Source organism: Paenibacillus sp. 01L418, assembly GCF_056400045.1.
Window position 1 is genome coordinate 12,812 of sequence record NZ_JBFTSN010000046.1, and the last position, 16,415, is coordinate 29,226.

Genomic DNA, 16,415 nt, shown 5'->3' on the forward strand with positions numbered 1-16,415 from the left:
AAAAAATGTTAGCACTATCATAAACTGCTTCAATCGGTCCACAGCTTGAGGCTCCCTGATAGGTCCAGCCTTACGATAATATAATAGCGCTGTCTATTTGCGTAAATACGTTGCTTCGCATTTGCGCGCCATCCATTGCAGTCACAACTGTACGGCTTGGGACATTCACAATCATGGCAATGTCTCGGAAAACGATTAATGAATCCTGAGCGCCTTTGGATGCAGCCTCTTCGACCGCATTCATTATTTTGGTTAATGACTCTGGTTGCAAGTTAATGCCTCGCTGCTGCATTCTAACCTCGGCATGATGGCTAAACTTTAAAACCTTGCCATTAAGTATTTCTTGAAATTCAGATGGCTGAGCTGAACGGTTGGCAACTGTCTTGCTAGGCTGCAGAGGTGTCGACTTAACCGGGAAAATATGACCGATTTTTATGCCTTCACTCATTATTTATCAGCCCCTTCCTCAGCACCAGCTGGATCCGAAGGATTCTTGTCTACGCCGTTATCTTCCCCTGTAGAATCCTCTGGCGTTGGTGTTTCACCCGTTGTTTCCGAGATAGAGTTGACATAATCAAGAGCAATCTCGGCTCCGCCTACCCTTGCATAAAGGAGACCATCCTTCGAGATAATGGAATCAACTACGCCTTTGGCGGTCTTGATTGCACCAGCATCATCATATTCATTCCATTCAATCGTTTTACCGATTAAGCTGGATGCTGAACCAATGTTTTGACGCATTAAAGATAGCTCGGTGGACATATTCATCAGCTGCTCTACTGAAGTAAATTGCGCCATCTGAGCGATGAACTCTTTATCCTGAAGCGGCTGCATAGGATCCTGGTTGCGAAGCTGCGTAACTAGAATACTTAGAAATTGATCTTTTCCAAGCGTATCCGTGTTTTTTTTGTTTGCTGCAGCTTGTACATTCTCTTTGCTGTAATTCGGCCAAACTACGCGAGTAGAAACGCTATCTGCCATTTCCGATCACCTCCGATCTCTCTAACCCTCTACTAACTCCACTACGCTTTAACGTTTATGCCTCTGCCAAATCCAAGACCCTGAATTGTCGCTTGTTGAACCATTTCGGTTTCAAATTGAGACTCATTCACAGTTTCGTCAGTGTTCACAGCATTACGATTGGATGACTGCTGCTGATTGCTTCCTTGTCCATGCTGCTGTTGAAACAGCTGCGCAGCTGATTGACCTTGCGAAACCTCAAGCTTATCTACCATAAGGCCTTGTGCTTGAAGCGCTGACCGCAGTTGAGCCATTTGATTATCCAGCATGTCCTTGGCCATTGCCGTATCCGTTTGGAAGATCGCGGTTAGAAGTCCATTTTGCATCGTTATTTTAACGTCTACTTGCCCTAAATGCTCAGGGTATAACATGAGCTTCGCTTCTGAAACGCCATTCAATGTTGTAAGATCAAATTTTTGTACGATCATACCTGTCATGGATTGGGCAAATTCATCAGCGACAACAAATGAAGTAGCTGCTGCTGCATTAGCAACAAGTGAAGTAAACGTCCGCATTGTATCCGGATTGTTTGTTCCAAGCTGCATTTGCGGAATCAATTCAATTGAAGAGTCAGATACATCTGATGCGATTGCCTGCTCCACACCCTGAACTGCAGTTGTTAATAATGCAGGATGGGCGGTTTGCTGTGACAGTCGTTGCAATAGCGTACTAACGTCAGCTTGCTGTACATTTTGAGCCGTAAACAGTTGTTGTGTAAAAGCGGTCGATTTCGTATGAGTCTTAGTCGTATCCACCGGCTCGCCTTCCAAAATCGCTGTTAACGCCTTAAGCTGTTGTGCAACCAAAACCGTTGGCTCTTGCTGTCCAACCAATTTTGTTGTTCCCTGCTGCAGCATCACTTGCATTTGCAGCAACGTATCCTGCAGGCTTGATTTGATATTTACTGCATTTTTCCCCTCTAATGAAATAGAGGAATCTTCCTCACCGCTAGTCGGTTGACCAATCGGTTGCTGAATGACAGGCACTGGAATGCCAAGCAGAGCAAGCAAAGCATTCATTTGATCAAGCACGTCTTCCAACTGTTGGAGCTGCTGATCATCTTCAAGAGGAGCCTTGCCGTCTTCACCATTAGTTGCATCCAATTGCGCTAGCAAACCATCGATGATTGACATGAGGTCAGATAATGTTGGTGCTGCAGCAGCGCCATCCACCCCTACCATAGCTTCCTTAGATACGTTTGCAACTAAAGGTGCAGCTTGCGTCTGACTGCTGCTGCCAGCAGTTTCACTATTAATTTGCTGCACTAACGTTTTCTGAAACGCTGCTCCGCTTGTATTGCCGCTTGCTTGTCCCGTTGTTGTACCTTGTGCTTGCGGTTGTACTACAGCAACTTGTGAAATGTTCATTTCCATTTTTCTCACCTCCTTTCAAATAGAGGGAAAACATTAGGTCAGACATTAACTTCCTGTCATTAATTTAGCTACAATTTTCGCTGTAGTCGTTTCATTAATTCCAGACATTTCCGCAATAATGGCTGATCTTGTTTGATTATCCACCGCATTTAAAATCCGAAGCACTTTGCTTGGACTCACATCTATCATTTTGATAAGAAGCTCTGCAGCGCTCTTTGCATTCATAGCTGTAAACGTTGCACTTAATTGCTCTTGATCAAGAACAGAGGTAGCAGGCTTCGTAGTTGGCGATTTCTGCGAATCAAGTCTTGCTTGAAGCGCGGCAATTTGCAAATCCTTTGCCTGCACGTTATCCTTCAGCTTCATCGCTGCATCAGCTGCCGTCTGAGGATTCATCTTCTCCATAATGCGCACTCGATCGTCAGGCCGCATATTTGCAAATACGAGTACCATTTCATCTAAAGTCATACTTTGCAAGATTGGAGCAGCTTTACTTGGCGTAATTTTGGAAAACATGCTTGCCAGCTCTTGAATTTTCGCTTGATACTGCTCATCCTCAAGCAATTGATCATCGTTTACACCTTTAAGCTGGATGTTATCACTTTCCAAGTCCTTTACTTCTTGCTCAAGCGTCGCTTTCGTTTGATTCGCAGCTGCCAGTTCGCTTTCAATTGCAGTAAGCTGTGTTTGCAAATCTGCAATTTTTGCTGACATATTCGCTGTCTTCAAAGCATCATCATTTCCAGGCCCGCCTGCAACCTTTGGCTCGGGAAGCACGTCTTTTAGAAAGGGAACTGAGTTTCCGGCTTCCAGCATTTTATTGCGGAAATCAATATTGAACAAGGTGTACAAAACACCGAGCAATACAATTGCGAATAAAATTGGTGTCATCAAAAACATAATTCTCTCTAGCGTGCTATAGCCTTGCTTTTCATTATCCATACCCGCCAATTCCACTCACTCCCTCTAGCCGGTGTCACGCATCACTTTATGGGGTTGGTATCATGAAACGGACGCTTGCCATCTCATCTAGTTCGTTCTGCTCTTTGATTTGCATCGCATACTGGAACCGATCACGCGCATGATCTTTTGCTTTAAGCCACACTTTCTCATCTTTCATCTTGTCTGAGAGCTTAAGTCGGCTTTGCTCAACCGCCTTCTGTGCATGCAACACATCTTTCAATTTGCTTGTAATGCAAGTGACCAAATAGTCCAAATATTGCTGAATTACTTGAAGCTCAGATAAAGGAACAGCAGTCTGTGAAGATTCAAGCAGCTTGCTTTCCCATTCTTGCTGCTTCGCACGCAATTGCTCTAACGACAATTCTTCAGCCGCTAGAGCACCAATGGCCGATGAAAGAATCCATTCCGCCTGTGTTTTTTCACTAGATTTTAAATCAACAACCTTTTGAAAAGTATAACGAAACGATGCCATCTCGTGATTCAACTCCTGTAGAAGTCATTAATTAAACGACTTTGCGCTTCCTCTAAGCTCACCTTTTCATTGGTCTTTTGCTTTGTGTAGCTTTGAATCGGTTCAATAAATTCTAGCGCCATATCAATTTCTACATTTGATCCTCGTTGGTACGCCCCTATATTGATCAGGTCTTCCGAATCTTTATATGTAGCTAGCATTTTTTTTAGTTCATTCGCCGCATCTTGCTGTTCTTCTGTGACAATTTCCTTCATAACACGGCTGACAGAAGCTAAAACATCGATGGCAGGAAAATGACCCTTATGCGCTAGCTGAMGAMTAAAAACGATATGACCATCCAATATTCCGCGGACAGCATCCGCGATAGGTTCATTCATATCGTCACCATCAACAAGAACGGTGTAGAAGGCGGTTATTGAGCCTGTTGGCCCTGTCCCTGCACGTTCTAAAAGCTTTGGCAGTGCAGCGAATACAGAAGGTGTGTAACCTCTAGTAGCAGGCGGTTCACCAATAGCCAGACCTACTTCACGAAGAGCCATTGCATACCTTGTAACGGAATCCATCATCAACATAACGTCCAGACCGCGATCACGGAAATATTCAGCAATGGATGTCGCAATTAATGCGCCCTTCATGCGAATGAGTGCTGGTTGATCTGAAGTTGCAACAATAACGACCGAACGGGACAAACCTTCTGGGCCAAGATCCTTCTCGATAAATTCAAGCACTTCACGACCACGCTCGCCGATCAACGCAATTACGTTAACATCAGCTGAAGTATTGCGAGCAATCATACCAAGCAGTGTACTTTTCCCTACACCGGATCCGGCGAATATGCCTACACGCTGACCACGCCCGACGGTAAGAAGCCCATCGATCGCTCTTACACCGATACCGAGTGGTTCAACGACGCGCGGCCGTTTAAGCGGATTGCTTGGTTCATTATAAGTAGAATAATGCGGCATACGCCTTGGCAAAAATGAACCATCCAGCGGGTTTCCAAGTCCATCGAGTACTTTACCGAGCAGCTCTGATCCGACTTGAACAGTCAAAGGTTTGCCTGTACCTACAACATCACAGCCCGGGCTAATGGACTGAAGATCACCGAGAGGCATTAATATTACTTTATTATCACGAAAACCAACGACCTCTGCCTTGATAGGCTTTGCGCCTTTGGAAGGATAAATAAAGCAAACATCGCCAATGCTCGCATCAGGTCCTTCTGACTCCACGGTTAGGCCGATGACCTGAGTAACTTTGCCATTGACCCGAACGGGATCAAGCGGCTGCAAATGCTCGATATACTTAAGCACATCTAGATTATTCACTATCATAGGTTTGACCTCGTTCTTCGCCGCTATGATGAGCAAGATGTATTAATTCTTTTTTGATCTCAGCAAGCTGCGTGTCAATTCGAGCGTCTATGCTGCCAAATGAAGAGCGAATAACACAACCGTTGTCTTTAACCGTCGAGTCAGGCAAAATTTGCAATTCCGCTTGAGAATCGATGGCCATATGAAGCTCTTCTCTAGCTGCTTGCACGAATGCAAGCTGCCCAGGTGCAACACATAGAGTAATAACTCCTTGCTCTCTGCGTCTAGACAATGATTTGCGAATGAGCTCGATTGCCATTTCAGGAGCCGTTGATAGCTGCTGCCCAATAATTTTTTCGGCAATCGCACAGCTTAGTTCAACAAGAAAGGGTTCTGCTTCCTGAATGATTTGTTCTCTCATTTGAAATGCAGTTTTTAGCACATCCGATGCTTCAGCCAGCTTTTGCTCCCAGATCTCACGCATTTCCTTTTCGGATTGCGCGGCTCCTTCGGCATAACCAAGCTCATAGYCTGATTGCCTGGATGCTTCTGATGCTGATTCATCTTCTGTACGTTTTTCGAGCCACCATACATCGATTTGCTGCTGTGTATCAGCAAGAAGCTTTTCACTTTCTTCTGCTGCATCACGCAGTCTCTCTTCTGCATATAGCTGAGCATCATTTAATATTTGATCTCGCAAAGTTATCGTTTCTTCATCAGGAACGGGTTCCATATCCTCTTCCTGATCCAGCGATTCATTGATTTCAAGATTCCGTTGATGCAGCCATTCGAGCTGCTTCAATTGATCAAGAGTAATCACACTCGAAGATTTGATCAAATTAGACAATGATATCGTCTCCTCCACCACGGGCGATGATGATTTCACCTGACTCTTCTAATCTGCGAATCGTAGCAACAATGCGTGTTTGCGCTTCTTCAACATCACGAAGCCGCACTGGTCCCATAAATTCCATTTCTTCTTTGAATGTTTCGGCCATACGCTTCGACATATTGCGGAAGATCGCTTCTCTAACTTCTTCACTTGCCACTTTAAGCGCAAGCTGAAGATCGGAATTCTCGATATCGCGAATGATTCGTTGAATGGAGCGATTGTCGATATTGACAATGTCCTCGAACACGAACATCCGTTTTTTGATTTCTTCTGCAAGCTCTGGATCTTGAATTTCAAGCGCGTCGAGAATGGTACGCTCCGTCCCGCGATCGACACCGTTCAATATTTGAACGATAGAGTCGATACCGCCAGCATTCGTGTAATCCTGGGTAACGGTTGCGGACAGTTTTTGCTCAAGCACTCTTTCTACCTGCGAAATGACTTCTGGCGATGTGCTATCCATCAGAGCAATTCGCCTCGCAACCTCTGCTTGTTTCTCTTGCGGCAGCGATGAAAGAATGTGCGAAGACTGCTCCGATTGCAAATACGATAATACCAAAGCAATCGTTTGCGAGTTCTCATTTTGAATAAAGTTCAAAATTTGTGTAGGCTCCGCTTTTCTAGCGAAGTCAAATGGTCTTACTTGAAGCGTTGCCGTTAACCGGTTAATAACTTCAAGAGCTTTTTGTTCACCAAGCGCTTTCTCCAAAATGTCTTTGGCATAAGAAATGCCGCCTTGCGTGATATACTCTTGAGCCATACAGATTTGGTGGAACTCGCTTAAAATCGTTTCACGATCACTACTGTCCACTTTACGGACATTTGCGATTTCAAGTGTTAGCTGTTCAATTTCTTCATCTCTTAAATGCTTGAATATTTGAGAGRATACATCAGGTCCAAGCGTAATAAGTAAAATGGCAGCTTTCTGTCGACCAGATAATCCTTGCATTGATTTTGACACATGAACCACCTCTATTCATCCACAAGCCATGTGCGAAGAAGGTTAACGAACTCATCCGGTTTTCGTTTGGCAAGTGTTTCAAGATTTTTTCTAGCCTGACTGTCGTTGTTGACACTTTCCAAATCAAGAGTTGGATATTCCACTTTAGCTGGAGCAACCAATTCGATTTCTTCCTCGGCAACCTTCTTGCGTCTGCGTGCTAACATGTAGATGAGTCCGCCAATGATAGCAAGAGCAGCAACACCAATTCCGATAATCCAAGGTGTTGATAGTAGGCTCGATTCCTTAGCAGAACTGCTTCCAGAAAATGTTCTTGCAATAAGAGCAACTTTTTTCTCTATCAATGCGTCATTGGTTACATCTTGACCAGAATCAGCTAGTTGTGCGCGCACCAATGCAGTCAAATATGTCATAATGGCCGTTCTGCTTGCTTCATCATTCATTTGTGACTGTTCGATGCCGATACTAATAGAAAGGTCTTTTAAAACAAAAGGTCCGGATTCGATGTTGTTGTTGATTCGAGTCACATCATAATTCCGAATGGTCGAGTTCGATTCTGAAGAATTGCTGCCCGTCGCAGCCGCTTCGTAGCCTGGTACGTCAGTTTCTCCAGTTCCAGCAACACCGCCAGCGTCTCCTGAATTGCCAGTCGAAGTACTGTTATTCAGCTGTTCACTAATGATAATGCCGTTATTGTTGTTATTGTCTAGCGGCTTCACAACAGATTCCTGCGATGTCTTCTTATCGAAGTTCATGCTGCTAGAAACTTGAACGACTAAATTATCAGCTCCAACGATTGTTCCTAGAAACTGCTGGATATTTTTCTTGAGCTCAGCCTCATATTTGCGCTGAATGACGAATTGGGACTCAACCGCATCTGAATTATTAGCTATTCCGCCAGCAACATCAGAGTAGATTAATTCGCCTTGAGGACTTGAGATCGTAATATCCTTAATTGCCAAATCCGGAACCGCTGTTTTTACCAGGTTGTAATAGCCGTCGATTTCCTTCTGACTTGGACGATAGCCAGACACGAATTTCATCATAATCGATGCTGATGCTTGCTCCGCGTCTTCTGCAGATAGAAATACACTTTCTTTTGGCAAGTTAACCAAAACCTTCGAACTGTCCACACCTTGCATCGCATTCAGCAACTGTTGAACTTCACCGTTCAAAGCATTCAAATATTTTACATTGAATTCATTTTCGGTTGTGCCAAACTGGCTTGAGCTTGCATTAAATGCTTCAAAACCAATGGAACCGTTTTGAACTAAACCTTGAGAACCTACATCTACTTTTATTCGTGCTGCATCTGTGCTCGGTACTGAAATGCTTTTCCCATTGTTGCTGAGCTGGTAAGGTATTCCGCTTCCGTCTAAGTAAGTCATAATAGCAGCTGCGTCTGTTGTATCCAAACCTTGAAAAGCAATTTCGTATTCCGTTCTCGTAAATACAATCGTTAACAAAATAATTGCTAACAATAGTCCACTAATAGATGYCCCCAACCAAATTTTTTGTTTTCTGCCCGTCTGGCTCCATAATTGTGTAAGCCTACCTCGAAACTGGGCGATTCTCTCGTTCACATTTTCACCTCACCCAAATACTATGCTAGGTCTTCATGATGGTTAAATTTGCATCCGCATCATTTCTTGATATGCCTCGACCATTTTGTTGCGGACTTGTGAGGTAAGCTGCAAACTTAGTTGCGCCTGCTCAGAAGCAATTAAAACCTTTGAAACGTCAACCTGACCTATTAAGTATTTGTCGTTAAGCTTATGAACGTTCTTTTCCTGATCACTTACATTATTAATTGCCGTTTCTAGATATTGACCAAATGATTGCGTCAATTGTGCCGGAGTCGCTTCTTGAACCGATTTAGTTTCAATGAGTTTGGTTGGCTGAACCGGGCTAAGCGACATCGCTTGTATCATCATTACTCCCCCAATACTTCATATGGAATTGTTAATCAATTACTTTCCTATTTCTAGTGCCTTAATAAACATTGATTTGGTAGCGTTTAGCGCGGTTACGTTTGCTTCGTAAGATCTTGTAGCTGCAATCATATCTACCATTTCCTTCGTTACATCCACATTCGGCATATTTACATAGCCGTTTGCATCAGCATCAGGATGCGTTGGATTATAAATGAGCTTGTTTGGCGATTGATCCTCTTTAATTCTCGTTACTTTAACTCCTTGAGCAGCGGAGTTTTCATTCATTTGCTGAGAAAGCACATTTGAGAAGGACTGCTGCAGAGGTTCAATGACAACCATCTTTCGCTTGTAAGGCTGGAATTGTCCATTTACAAAACTGCCTCTCGTCGTTTCAGCATTCGCTATATTAGAAGAAATTACATCCATCCGCAGTCTTTGTGCTGATAGAGCCGAAGCGCTGATATCAAACCCTGTGGACAATTTCATCGTTAAGCTCTCCCTTCAATCGCTGTGCGCATCATTCTTACCTCATGATTAATCTGTTGGACATAAAAGTTGTAGCTTAATTGGTTTTTAGCTAGCAAAGACATCTCACGATCGACATCAACATTATTTTCATTGTTGTTCATCGAAGTTGTTTCATCGGTAATAAGTTTGGGTATAGGTACATTAGAAGAACCTGCTCCAATAGCAATATGCTTTTGATTCGTTCGTTTGCCGATCAATTGCCCTTGCGTATTTCCCATGGATTGCTCTAATAATTCCTCAAACAAAACCTCTGACCGTTTGAAATGCGGCGTATCACCGTTTGCCACATTGTTAGAAATGACGCGCTGCCGCATTTCAGCTGCTTGAAGCGCACCTTCCATTCTTCCAAATGCTGCGCCATTCAACAAATTCACGTAGTTTCACCACTTTCACATAGGGGATCTTCTTAACGTATTCAACAGATTACTGCTCATTCCTTCTTTGTTCGACAGTAAATATTAAAAAAATGAGATACATGTGTCGATTTTTGCCGACATGATAATATTCAACAATTTCCTAAATTATTACAATAAGAAAAAAGCCCTATCTTTAAAATCAGATAGGGCAAAAATGGTCTAAACGTCCTATAATTATCGCTTCATCTTATCTAATTCTTGCAATAATTGGTGATTTAATATTTTAATGTATGTGCCTTTCATGCCTAATGACCTTGTTTCTATGACACCAGCACTCTCCAGCTTCCTAAGCGCATTTACAATAACTGAACGAGTAATTCCTACTCGGTCAGCGATCTTCGATGCGACAAGCAAACCTTCCTTGCCATCAAGCTCCTCGAAAATATGCTCGACCGCTTCTAATTCGCTAAATGACAACGAACCGACCGCAACGGCAACGACTGCACGACTGCGAACCTCTTGCTCAATCTCATCCGCGCGCTCCCGTAAAATCTCCATGCCAACAATCGTTGAACCATATTCAGCTAAAATAAGGTCATCGTCATCGAAAGTACCGGATAAACGGGTCAGGACCAACGTACCTAGACGATCTCCTCCGCCAATAATAGGTACAACCGTCATAATTTCTTGATCACCTAACCGCGGAAAAGTTTCGTAAATTCCCGAATCTGGCTTCACATTCGTCATCGATTCCTGCATATCAAGAAACCGAACGTTGCTCTCTTGCGGGAAACGAAGCTCATCAGCTGATAACGTTCGCATGAAATCGTGATCAAACGCATCTACTGCGGAGCAGCCAAGTATTTTACCTCTCCGGCTGACGACAAACACATTGGTTTGAATCGTTGTACAAAGTACTTCTGCCATTTCCCTGAAACTCAGCGCTTTGCCAGCTGCGCGTTGCAACAACCGGTTCAGCGTTCTAGTCTTCGTTAGTAAAGTCATTCTAATGCCTCCCAAAACTCATAACAACTACAGTATATATTGACTCAAATCGCGATTTTGCGCAATGCTTCCGAGTTTTTCTCGAACGTATTCCGGCGTAATCGTCATTTTTTCGAGCGACAACTCAGGCGCTTCAAAAGATAGATCCTCCAGCAGCTTCTCCAAAATCGTATGCAAGCGACGCGCGCCAATATTTTCAGTATTGCGGTTAACATCTGCGGCAATGGACGCAAGCTCACGAATCGCCTCATCAGTAAATTCGATCTGAATGCCTTCCGTTTCAAGTAGAGCTGAATACTGCTTCGTTAAAGCATTTTTTGGTTCTTTCAAAATACTTACAAAATCGTCCAAGCTAAGACTAGTCAGCTCTACCCGGATCGGGAAACGACCTTGAAGCTCTGGTATCAAATCCGAAGGTTTGGCAACATGAAACGCGCCAGCAGCGATAAACAACACATAATCCGTTTTAACGGGACCATATTTTGTCATGACAGTAGAGCCTTCAACGATAGGCAAAATATCACGTTGAACACCTTCCCTAGATACATCTGGGCCAGATCCACGTGATGGGCTCGCAATTTTGTCAATTTCATCTATGAAAATAATGCCAGATTGCTCAGCTCTTGTAATCGATTCGGTAATGACATCATCCATATCGATTATTTTGTTAGCTTCCTCCTGCGTCAACACCTTGCGAGCTTCCTTTACAGGCAGCTTGCGCTTCTTCGGCTTCTTCGGCATTAATTGACCGAACAGCTCCTGCATATTCATGCCCATGCCCTCTGGGCCCTGGCCTGAAAGCATATCCATCATATTAGGTGAGGAGTCCTCTACCTCAATTTCAATGATTTCGTTTTCCAGCTTGCCAGCCGCGAGCTGCTCTTTAATTTGCGAACGTTTTTGAAAGAGCGCATTTTCCACTTCCGGCTCTTCCTTTTGCTCTTCTGATTGCTGTTGATTGCCAAACAACATTTCAAATGGATTTTTTTGCGATTTAGCCTTAGCCGTTGACGGAGCAAGCAAAGAAACGATGCGATCATTAGCTAGCTTTTCTGCTCTGTCTTTTACTTTTTCCGTTTTTTCTGTTTTCACCATACGTATAGCTGTTTCCACTAGATCGCGGACCATTGATTCAACATCACGGCCTACATATCCGACCTCAGTAAATTTCGTCGCTTCTAGTTTCACAAATGGTGCCTTAACCAGCTTTGCCAAGCGGCGTGCGATTTCCGTTTTACCTACTCCGGTAGGTCCGATCATCAAAATATTTTTCGGAACGATTTCATCGCGCAGCGTTTCATCGAGCAAACTTCTCCGATAACGATTGCGAAGCGCAATGGCTACAGAACGTTTCGCTGGTTTTTGCCCAACAATATACTTATCAAGCTCCGCTACGATCTGACGAGGCGTCAGTGCATCATTTCCCATTATAAAATCCCTCCGATTTCTATTCTTCGCTAAGACTTTCCGAAGTTTGGCCTTCTATCCAAAATCCTGTTACTCGATTTATACGATCTCTTCAACAATAATATTATGATTCGTGAATACACAAATTTCTGCCGCTATTTCTAGCGATGAACGTGCGATATCCTTTGCTTCCATTTGAGGTGCATGACGCTGAAGCGCTCTTGCTGCCGATAATGCGAAGCTGCCGCCTGAGCCGATTGCTAGAATGCCGTCATCTGGCTCAATGATCTCACCGTTGCCTGAAATAAGCAGCAAGCCGGTTTTGTCCATAACGAGCATCATCGCTTCCAATCTACGAAGGACACGGTCTGAACGCCATTCCTTGGCAAGCTCAACAGCTGAGCGCTGCAAGTTGCCGTGATGCTCCTCCAGCTTTGCCTCAAACTTCTCGAACAAAGTAATGGCATCTGCAACTGATCCTGCAAAACCTGCGACGACTTGACCGCGATAAAGCCTTCTTACTTTTTTAGCAGAGTTTTTCATGACCATGCTATTCCCAAAAGTGACCTGACCATCCCCGGCAATTGCACCTCTTCCCTCATGACGAACTGCGCAAATCGTTGTAGCGTGAAATTGCATTTCCATTGCTTTGCCTCCTCAAGGTTCCAAATAATTAAATTGCCATGCCTTCATTACGCAATATTATTGCAAATGTTCCTTTTTAAATTGCTCAATACCTTCCAAAGCGCGATTCGCAATCATTTCGTTCTTTTCTTTTTTGCTGCGGATCTTCTTCTCAAGCGGTGGAAATAAACCGAAATTAGCATTCATCGGTTGGAAATGCTTGAAATCGGCTGTTGTAATATAATGAGCCATACTGCCAAGCGTAGTTTGCTCCGGCAATACGAGTGGTTCAAGATCTCGAGCTAATCTTGCAGCGTTGATTCCAGCAATCAAGCCGGAAGCAGCAGATTCCACATAACCTTCAACACCGGTCATCTGGCCTGCAAAAAATAAGGTCTCGCGGTTGTTAAGCTGATAGGTAGGCTTAAGCAAACGAGGTGAATTGATAAACGTATTGCGATGCATAACGCCGAAACGAACAAACTCAGCATTTTCCAGACCTGGTATTAATGAGAAGACGTGTTTTTGCTCTCCCCATTTGAGATGAGTCTGGAATCCAACTAGGTTGTATAATGTTCCTGCAGCGTTATCCTGACGAAGCTGAATTACAGCATGTGGCAGCTCACCCGTGTGCGGATTTACAAGTCCAACTGGCTTCATAGGTCCAAACAATACGGTTTGTTTGCCTCTGCTTGCCATAATCTCGATCGGCATACAGCCTTCAAAGTAGACTTCCTTCTCAAAATCTTTTACTTCTGCTTTCTCAGCTGTTGTCAGCGCTTCGTGGAAAATTTCAAATTCTTCTTCTGTCATTGGACAGTTCAAATAAGCAGCCTCACCTTTATCGTAACGGGAAGCTAAATAAACCTTGCTCATATCGATCGAATCTTTTTCAACGATTGGCGCTGCAGCATCATAGAAATAAAAATACTCTTCGCCCAGCAGCTCTTGAATTTGCGAAGACAAGCCCGGTGCTGTCAGTGGGCCTGTAGCAATAACAACAATTCCATCCTTCGGAATTTCTGTTACCTCTTCATTCCGTACTTCAACAAGTGGATGCTCATGCAGTCTGCGAGTAACTTCACCAGAGAAACCGTCGCGGTCAACCGCCAGCGCTCCTCCCGCAGGTACAGCGTGCTGATCAGCGCAGCTCAAAATAAGCGAGTCTAGTCTTCGCATCTCTTCCTTTAATACTCCGACAGCATTTGCAAGACCATTAGAACGCAAGCTATTGCTGCATACAAGCTCTGCAAATTGATTCGTATGATGAGCAGGTGTTTTTGTGACTGGACGCATTTCATACAAAACGACAGGTACTCCTTGTGATGCTATTTGCCATGCTGCCTCGCTGCCTGCTAGTCCTGCTCCGATGACGGTTACTTTTTGTGGTTGTGACAAAATATATTCAATCCTTTCAGATATAGTTCACGTAGGTTGACCTTTGGCGCTACTACCTTGCCTTCAAAGGTTTTTTTATTGTAAATTAATAATTTCAAACCTTCCAATAATTTCAAACATTTTGAATGTTGTGAAGTTTTTCAACTTTAAAACTTTATAAAGAGCTTTTAGAGCCTTTCAAGCTTTACAAAACTTTTAAAACACTTTTTGTATTTTAAAACACTTTTACAACAATTTTACAACACTTTTACAAGCATTTTAAAACATTCAATTCCTTTTTAAACTTAAAAGCCTTTTAAAGCTTAAAACCCTTATAAAACTTCAAATCCTTTTAAAACTTAAAACCCCACAAGCTTTTCGAACCCACCCAAACCCTCCCTTCCAAGGGAGGGCCCCAAGGACTGCGTCCTCTGGACACCTGCAATTGGACTAACCTCTGTGTTAATCAGTCGGTTATCCATCCCATTGCCGTAAGATCGCTTCCGTCACTTCGTGACACGCTTCCAGCTTGCGCAAACAAAGATCTCTTCCATCAGCATCAGTTAATGATATGAGTTCAGCTTGCACAACCTTTAGTATCACATAACTGAAAGACAGTAGAAGCTTTGGTGCGATTTGAGCGATTTAAGCCATTTGAAATATCAGAATGATTGAAACCATTATAAATCGATTACAGCAGCTTAATAGCCCGTTTAACAACGGTGTCCCCCCTTTGTGAAGGGAGGACGGGTAAGGCGGTTGTCATTCGATTCTGTAGTATGGTTGCTAATGCTAGCTCATGCTTAATTAATCCGTATCGGTACCTTGCTCGTCTTCATCCAATACCTCTTCGGAATAATCACATGTTGGGCAAAGCAGCTTTGCTCCGCTGCGATTGCGCTTTTCAACAAGCTTGGACTCGCCGCATTGYGGGCAAGGTTTGTTCGTCGGTTTATCCCATGACACATAATCACAGCCGGGATATTGATCACAGCCATAAAATATACGTCCCTTTTTGCTCCGACGCTCAATGATTTTGCCTTCTGCGCATTTCGGACATGTCACACCGATATCCTTGACGATCGGTTTCGTATTGCGGCAATCCGGGAAGCCCGAGCACGCAAGAAACTTGCCAAATCGGCCCATCTTATAGACAAGGTGGCGTCCGCACTTCTCACAAAGCTCATCGGACACTTCGTCTTGAATTTCGATTTCCTTCATTTCATCTTCGGCAACTTCTAATCTTTTCTCAAAGGATTCGTAAAATGTAGCGAGCACCTTTACCCAATCCTCTGTGCCTTCTTCCACATGGTCGAGATTGCCTTCCATGTTCGCTGTAAACTCCGCATCCAAAATTTCAGGGAAAAACTCTTCCATGAGCTGAATGACAAGATCTCCAAGCTCAGTTGGCATAAATTTTTTCTCTTCCATTGCAATGTATCCGCGCTTCTGAATCGTTTCCAGAGTTGGCGCATACGTACTTGGACGACCTATACCGAGCTCCTCAAGCGTCTTTACTAGTCGCGCCTCCGAAAAACGTGGCGGCGGCTGCGTAAAATGCTGTTTTGGATCTATCGATTCTGATTGAATGACATCTCCAGCGGCTAGCGGCGGCAAAAACTTATGCTCTTCAACCGTGCCGTCATCGTTGCCTTCCACATATACCTTCATAAAGCCGGCAAATTTCACTTTAGAACCAGTAGCTCTAAACGTTGTATCGCCTGCCTGCAAATCCACGGTCATCGTGTCGAGCACTGCCGATTGCATTTGACTCGATACGAAACGTTCCCATACGAGCTTATACAGTCGCAGCTGATCACGACTCAAGAACGGTTTCATTGATTCGGGATCTCTTAATATGGACGTTGGCCGAATCGCTTCATGCGCGTCTTGAGCGTTGCTGTTTTTCTTTGTGTAAATGCGTGGTTGTTCRGGCACAAAAGCTTCGCCATACTTCTCAGAAATGAATTCTTTCGCTTCTTCTTGAGCGATAGGCGAGATGCGCGTAGAATCGGTTCTCATATAAGTAATTAAACCGACTGTACCTTCTTTACCCAGCTCAACGCCTTCATACAGCTGCTGTGCTACTGACATCGTCTTAGAAGCCCGGAAGCCAAGTTTCCTTGCCGCTTCCTGTTGAAGGGAGCTCGTTATAAATGGAGGCGCTGGATTGCGTAGACGCTCCTTCTC

The 16,415-nt window shown here is 43.9% G+C and carries 17 protein-coding genes; all 17 read right to left on the reverse strand.

Translation table 11 applies throughout. From position 1 onward, the window contains the following. Positions 1 to 70: 70 nt before the first annotated feature. Positions 71 to 448 (reverse strand): TIGR02530 family flagellar biosynthesis protein, encoded by a 378-nt coding sequence (locus tag AC1DSE_RS09165; RefSeq protein WP_076269154.1) that lies wholly within the window; start codon positions 446 to 448, stop codon positions 71 to 73. Further along, positions 448 to 981 (reverse strand): flagellar hook capping FlgD N-terminal domain-containing protein, encoded by a 534-nt coding sequence (locus tag AC1DSE_RS09170; protein WP_477527611.1) that lies wholly within the window; start codon positions 979 to 981, stop codon positions 448 to 450. Before AC1DSE_RS09170 ends, AC1DSE_RS09165 begins: the two co-directional genes overlap by 1 nt. A gap of 41 nt (positions 982 to 1,022) precedes the next feature. After that, positions 1,023 to 2,393: a flagellar hook-length control protein FliK gene (locus tag AC1DSE_RS09175; protein WP_477511426.1), complete on the reverse strand. Its 1,371-nt coding sequence runs from the start codon at positions 2,391 to 2,393 to the stop codon at positions 1,023 to 1,025. A 45-nt stretch (positions 2,394 to 2,438) separates the two neighbouring features. Continuing rightward, positions 2,439 to 3,335 carry a MotE family protein gene (locus AC1DSE_RS09180; protein WP_477511467.1) on the reverse strand — a complete coding sequence of 299 codons (897 nt, stop codon included), beginning with the start codon at positions 3,333 to 3,335 and terminating at the stop codon, positions 2,439 to 2,441. Positions 3,336 to 3,381: 46 nt separating this feature from the next. Next, complete coding sequence (gene fliJ / locus AC1DSE_RS09185; protein ID WP_076269151.1) at positions 3,382 to 3,828, reverse strand: flagellar export protein FliJ; 447 nt, start codon at positions 3,826 to 3,828, stop codon at positions 3,382 to 3,384. A gap of 8 nt (positions 3,829 to 3,836) precedes the next feature. After that, positions 3,837 to 5,162: a flagellar protein export ATPase FliI gene (gene fliI, locus AC1DSE_RS09190; protein ID WP_477527612.1), complete on the reverse strand. Its 1,326-nt coding sequence runs from the start codon at positions 5,160 to 5,162 to the stop codon at positions 3,837 to 3,839. Continuing rightward, positions 5,149 to 5,988 (reverse strand): FliH/SctL family protein, encoded by an 840-nt coding sequence (locus AC1DSE_RS09195; RefSeq protein ID WP_477527613.1) that lies wholly within the window; start codon positions 5,986 to 5,988, stop codon positions 5,149 to 5,151. Before AC1DSE_RS09195 ends, fliI begins: the two co-directional genes overlap by 14 nt. Then, positions 5,981 to 6,982, reverse strand: a complete 1,002-nt coding sequence (fliG, locus tag AC1DSE_RS09200; protein ID WP_477527616.1) for a flagellar motor switch protein FliG — start codon at positions 6,980 to 6,982, stop codon at positions 5,981 to 5,983. The genes AC1DSE_RS09195 and fliG overlap by 8 nt, the downstream gene beginning before the upstream one ends. Positions 6,983 to 7,005: 23 nt before the next feature. Continuing rightward, positions 7,006 to 8,577 carry a flagellar basal-body MS-ring/collar protein FliF gene (gene fliF / locus AC1DSE_RS09205; RefSeq protein WP_477527614.1) on the reverse strand — a complete coding sequence of 524 codons (1,572 nt, stop codon included), beginning with the start codon at positions 8,575 to 8,577 and terminating at the stop codon, positions 7,006 to 7,008. Positions 8,578 to 8,619: 42 nt separating this feature from the next. Next, positions 8,620 to 8,925 carry a flagellar hook-basal body complex protein FliE gene (fliE, locus tag AC1DSE_RS09210; RefSeq protein WP_076269147.1) on the reverse strand — a complete coding sequence of 102 codons (306 nt, stop codon included), beginning with the start codon at positions 8,923 to 8,925 and terminating at the stop codon, positions 8,620 to 8,622. Between the two features lie 39 nt (positions 8,926 to 8,964). Next, the gene (flgC, locus tag AC1DSE_RS09215) at positions 8,965 to 9,414 is read right to left on the reverse strand and encodes a flagellar basal body rod protein FlgC (protein ID WP_441881295.1); all 450 of its coding nucleotides are present in this window, start codon (positions 9,412 to 9,414) and stop codon (positions 8,965 to 8,967) included. A 2-nt stretch (positions 9,415 to 9,416) separates the two neighbouring features. Further along, the gene (flgB, locus tag AC1DSE_RS09220; protein ID WP_339208914.1) at positions 9,417 to 9,830 is read right to left on the reverse strand and encodes a flagellar basal body rod protein FlgB; all 414 of its coding nucleotides are present in this window, start codon (positions 9,828 to 9,830) and stop codon (positions 9,417 to 9,419) included. Positions 9,831 to 10,046: 216 nt separating this feature from the next. Then, on the reverse strand, positions 10,047 to 10,817 hold the full coding sequence (gene codY, locus AC1DSE_RS09225; RefSeq protein WP_076269144.1) for a GTP-sensing pleiotropic transcriptional regulator CodY: 771 nt from the start codon (positions 10,815 to 10,817) through the stop codon (positions 10,047 to 10,049). 27 nt (positions 10,818 to 10,844) lie between these two features. Continuing rightward, the gene (gene hslU / locus AC1DSE_RS09230; protein WP_441881297.1) at positions 10,845 to 12,245 is read right to left on the reverse strand and encodes an ATP-dependent protease ATPase subunit HslU; all 1,401 of its coding nucleotides are present in this window, start codon (positions 12,243 to 12,245) and stop codon (positions 10,845 to 10,847) included. Between the two features lie 78 nt (positions 12,246 to 12,323). Further along, positions 12,324 to 12,869, reverse strand: coding sequence for an ATP-dependent protease subunit HslV (gene hslV, locus AC1DSE_RS09235; protein ID WP_477511428.1), 546 nt, complete (start codon positions 12,867 to 12,869; stop codon positions 12,324 to 12,326). A gap of 57 nt (positions 12,870 to 12,926) precedes the next feature. Then, positions 12,927 to 14,246 carry an FADH(2)-oxidizing methylenetetrahydrofolate--tRNA-(uracil(54)-C(5))-methyltransferase TrmFO gene (gene trmFO / locus AC1DSE_RS09240; RefSeq protein WP_477511429.1) on the reverse strand — a complete coding sequence of 440 codons (1,320 nt, stop codon included), beginning with the start codon at positions 14,244 to 14,246 and terminating at the stop codon, positions 12,927 to 12,929. A 786-nt stretch (positions 14,247 to 15,032) separates the two neighbouring features. Continuing rightward, a partial coding sequence (gene topA / locus AC1DSE_RS09245) for a type I DNA topoisomerase (RefSeq protein WP_477527615.1) occupies positions 15,033 to 16,415 on the reverse strand: 1,383 nt, incomplete at its 5' end.

Coding starts and splice junctions, on each gene's coding strand:
- AC1DSE_RS09165 (WP_076269154.1), bottom strand. CDS start 448: ATGAGTGAAGGCATAAAAATCGGTCATATTTTCCCGGTTAAGTCGACA.
- fliE (WP_076269147.1), bottom strand. CDS start 8,925: ATGATACAAGCGATGTCGCTTAGCCCGGTTCAGCCAACCAAACTCATT.
- flgC (WP_441881295.1), bottom strand. CDS start 9,414: ATGAAATTGTCCACAGGGTTTGATATCAGCGCTTCGGCTCTATCAGCA.
- hslV (WP_477511428.1), bottom strand. CDS start 12,869: ATGGAAATGCAATTTCACGCTACAACGATTTGCGCAGTTCGTCATGAG.
- codY (WP_076269144.1), bottom strand. CDS start 10,817: ATGACTTTACTAACGAAGACTAGAACGCTGAACCGGTTGTTGCAACGC.
- fliJ (WP_076269151.1), bottom strand. CDS start 3,828: ATGGCATCGTTTCGTTATACTTTTCAAAAGGTTGTTGATTTAAAATCT.
- AC1DSE_RS09170 (WP_477527611.1), bottom strand. CDS start 981: ATGGCAGATAGCGTTTCTACTCGCGTAGTTTGGCCGAATTACAGCAAA.
- AC1DSE_RS09175 (WP_477511426.1), bottom strand. CDS start 2,393: ATGGAAATGAACATTTCACAAGTTGCTGTAGTACAACCGCAAGCACAA.
- hslU (WP_441881297.1), bottom strand. CDS start 12,245: ATGGGAAATGATGCACTGACGCCTCGTCAGATCGTAGCGGAGCTTGAT.
- AC1DSE_RS09180 (WP_477511467.1), bottom strand. CDS start 3,335: ATGGATAATGAAAAGCAAGGCTATAGCACGCTAGAGAGAATTATGTTT.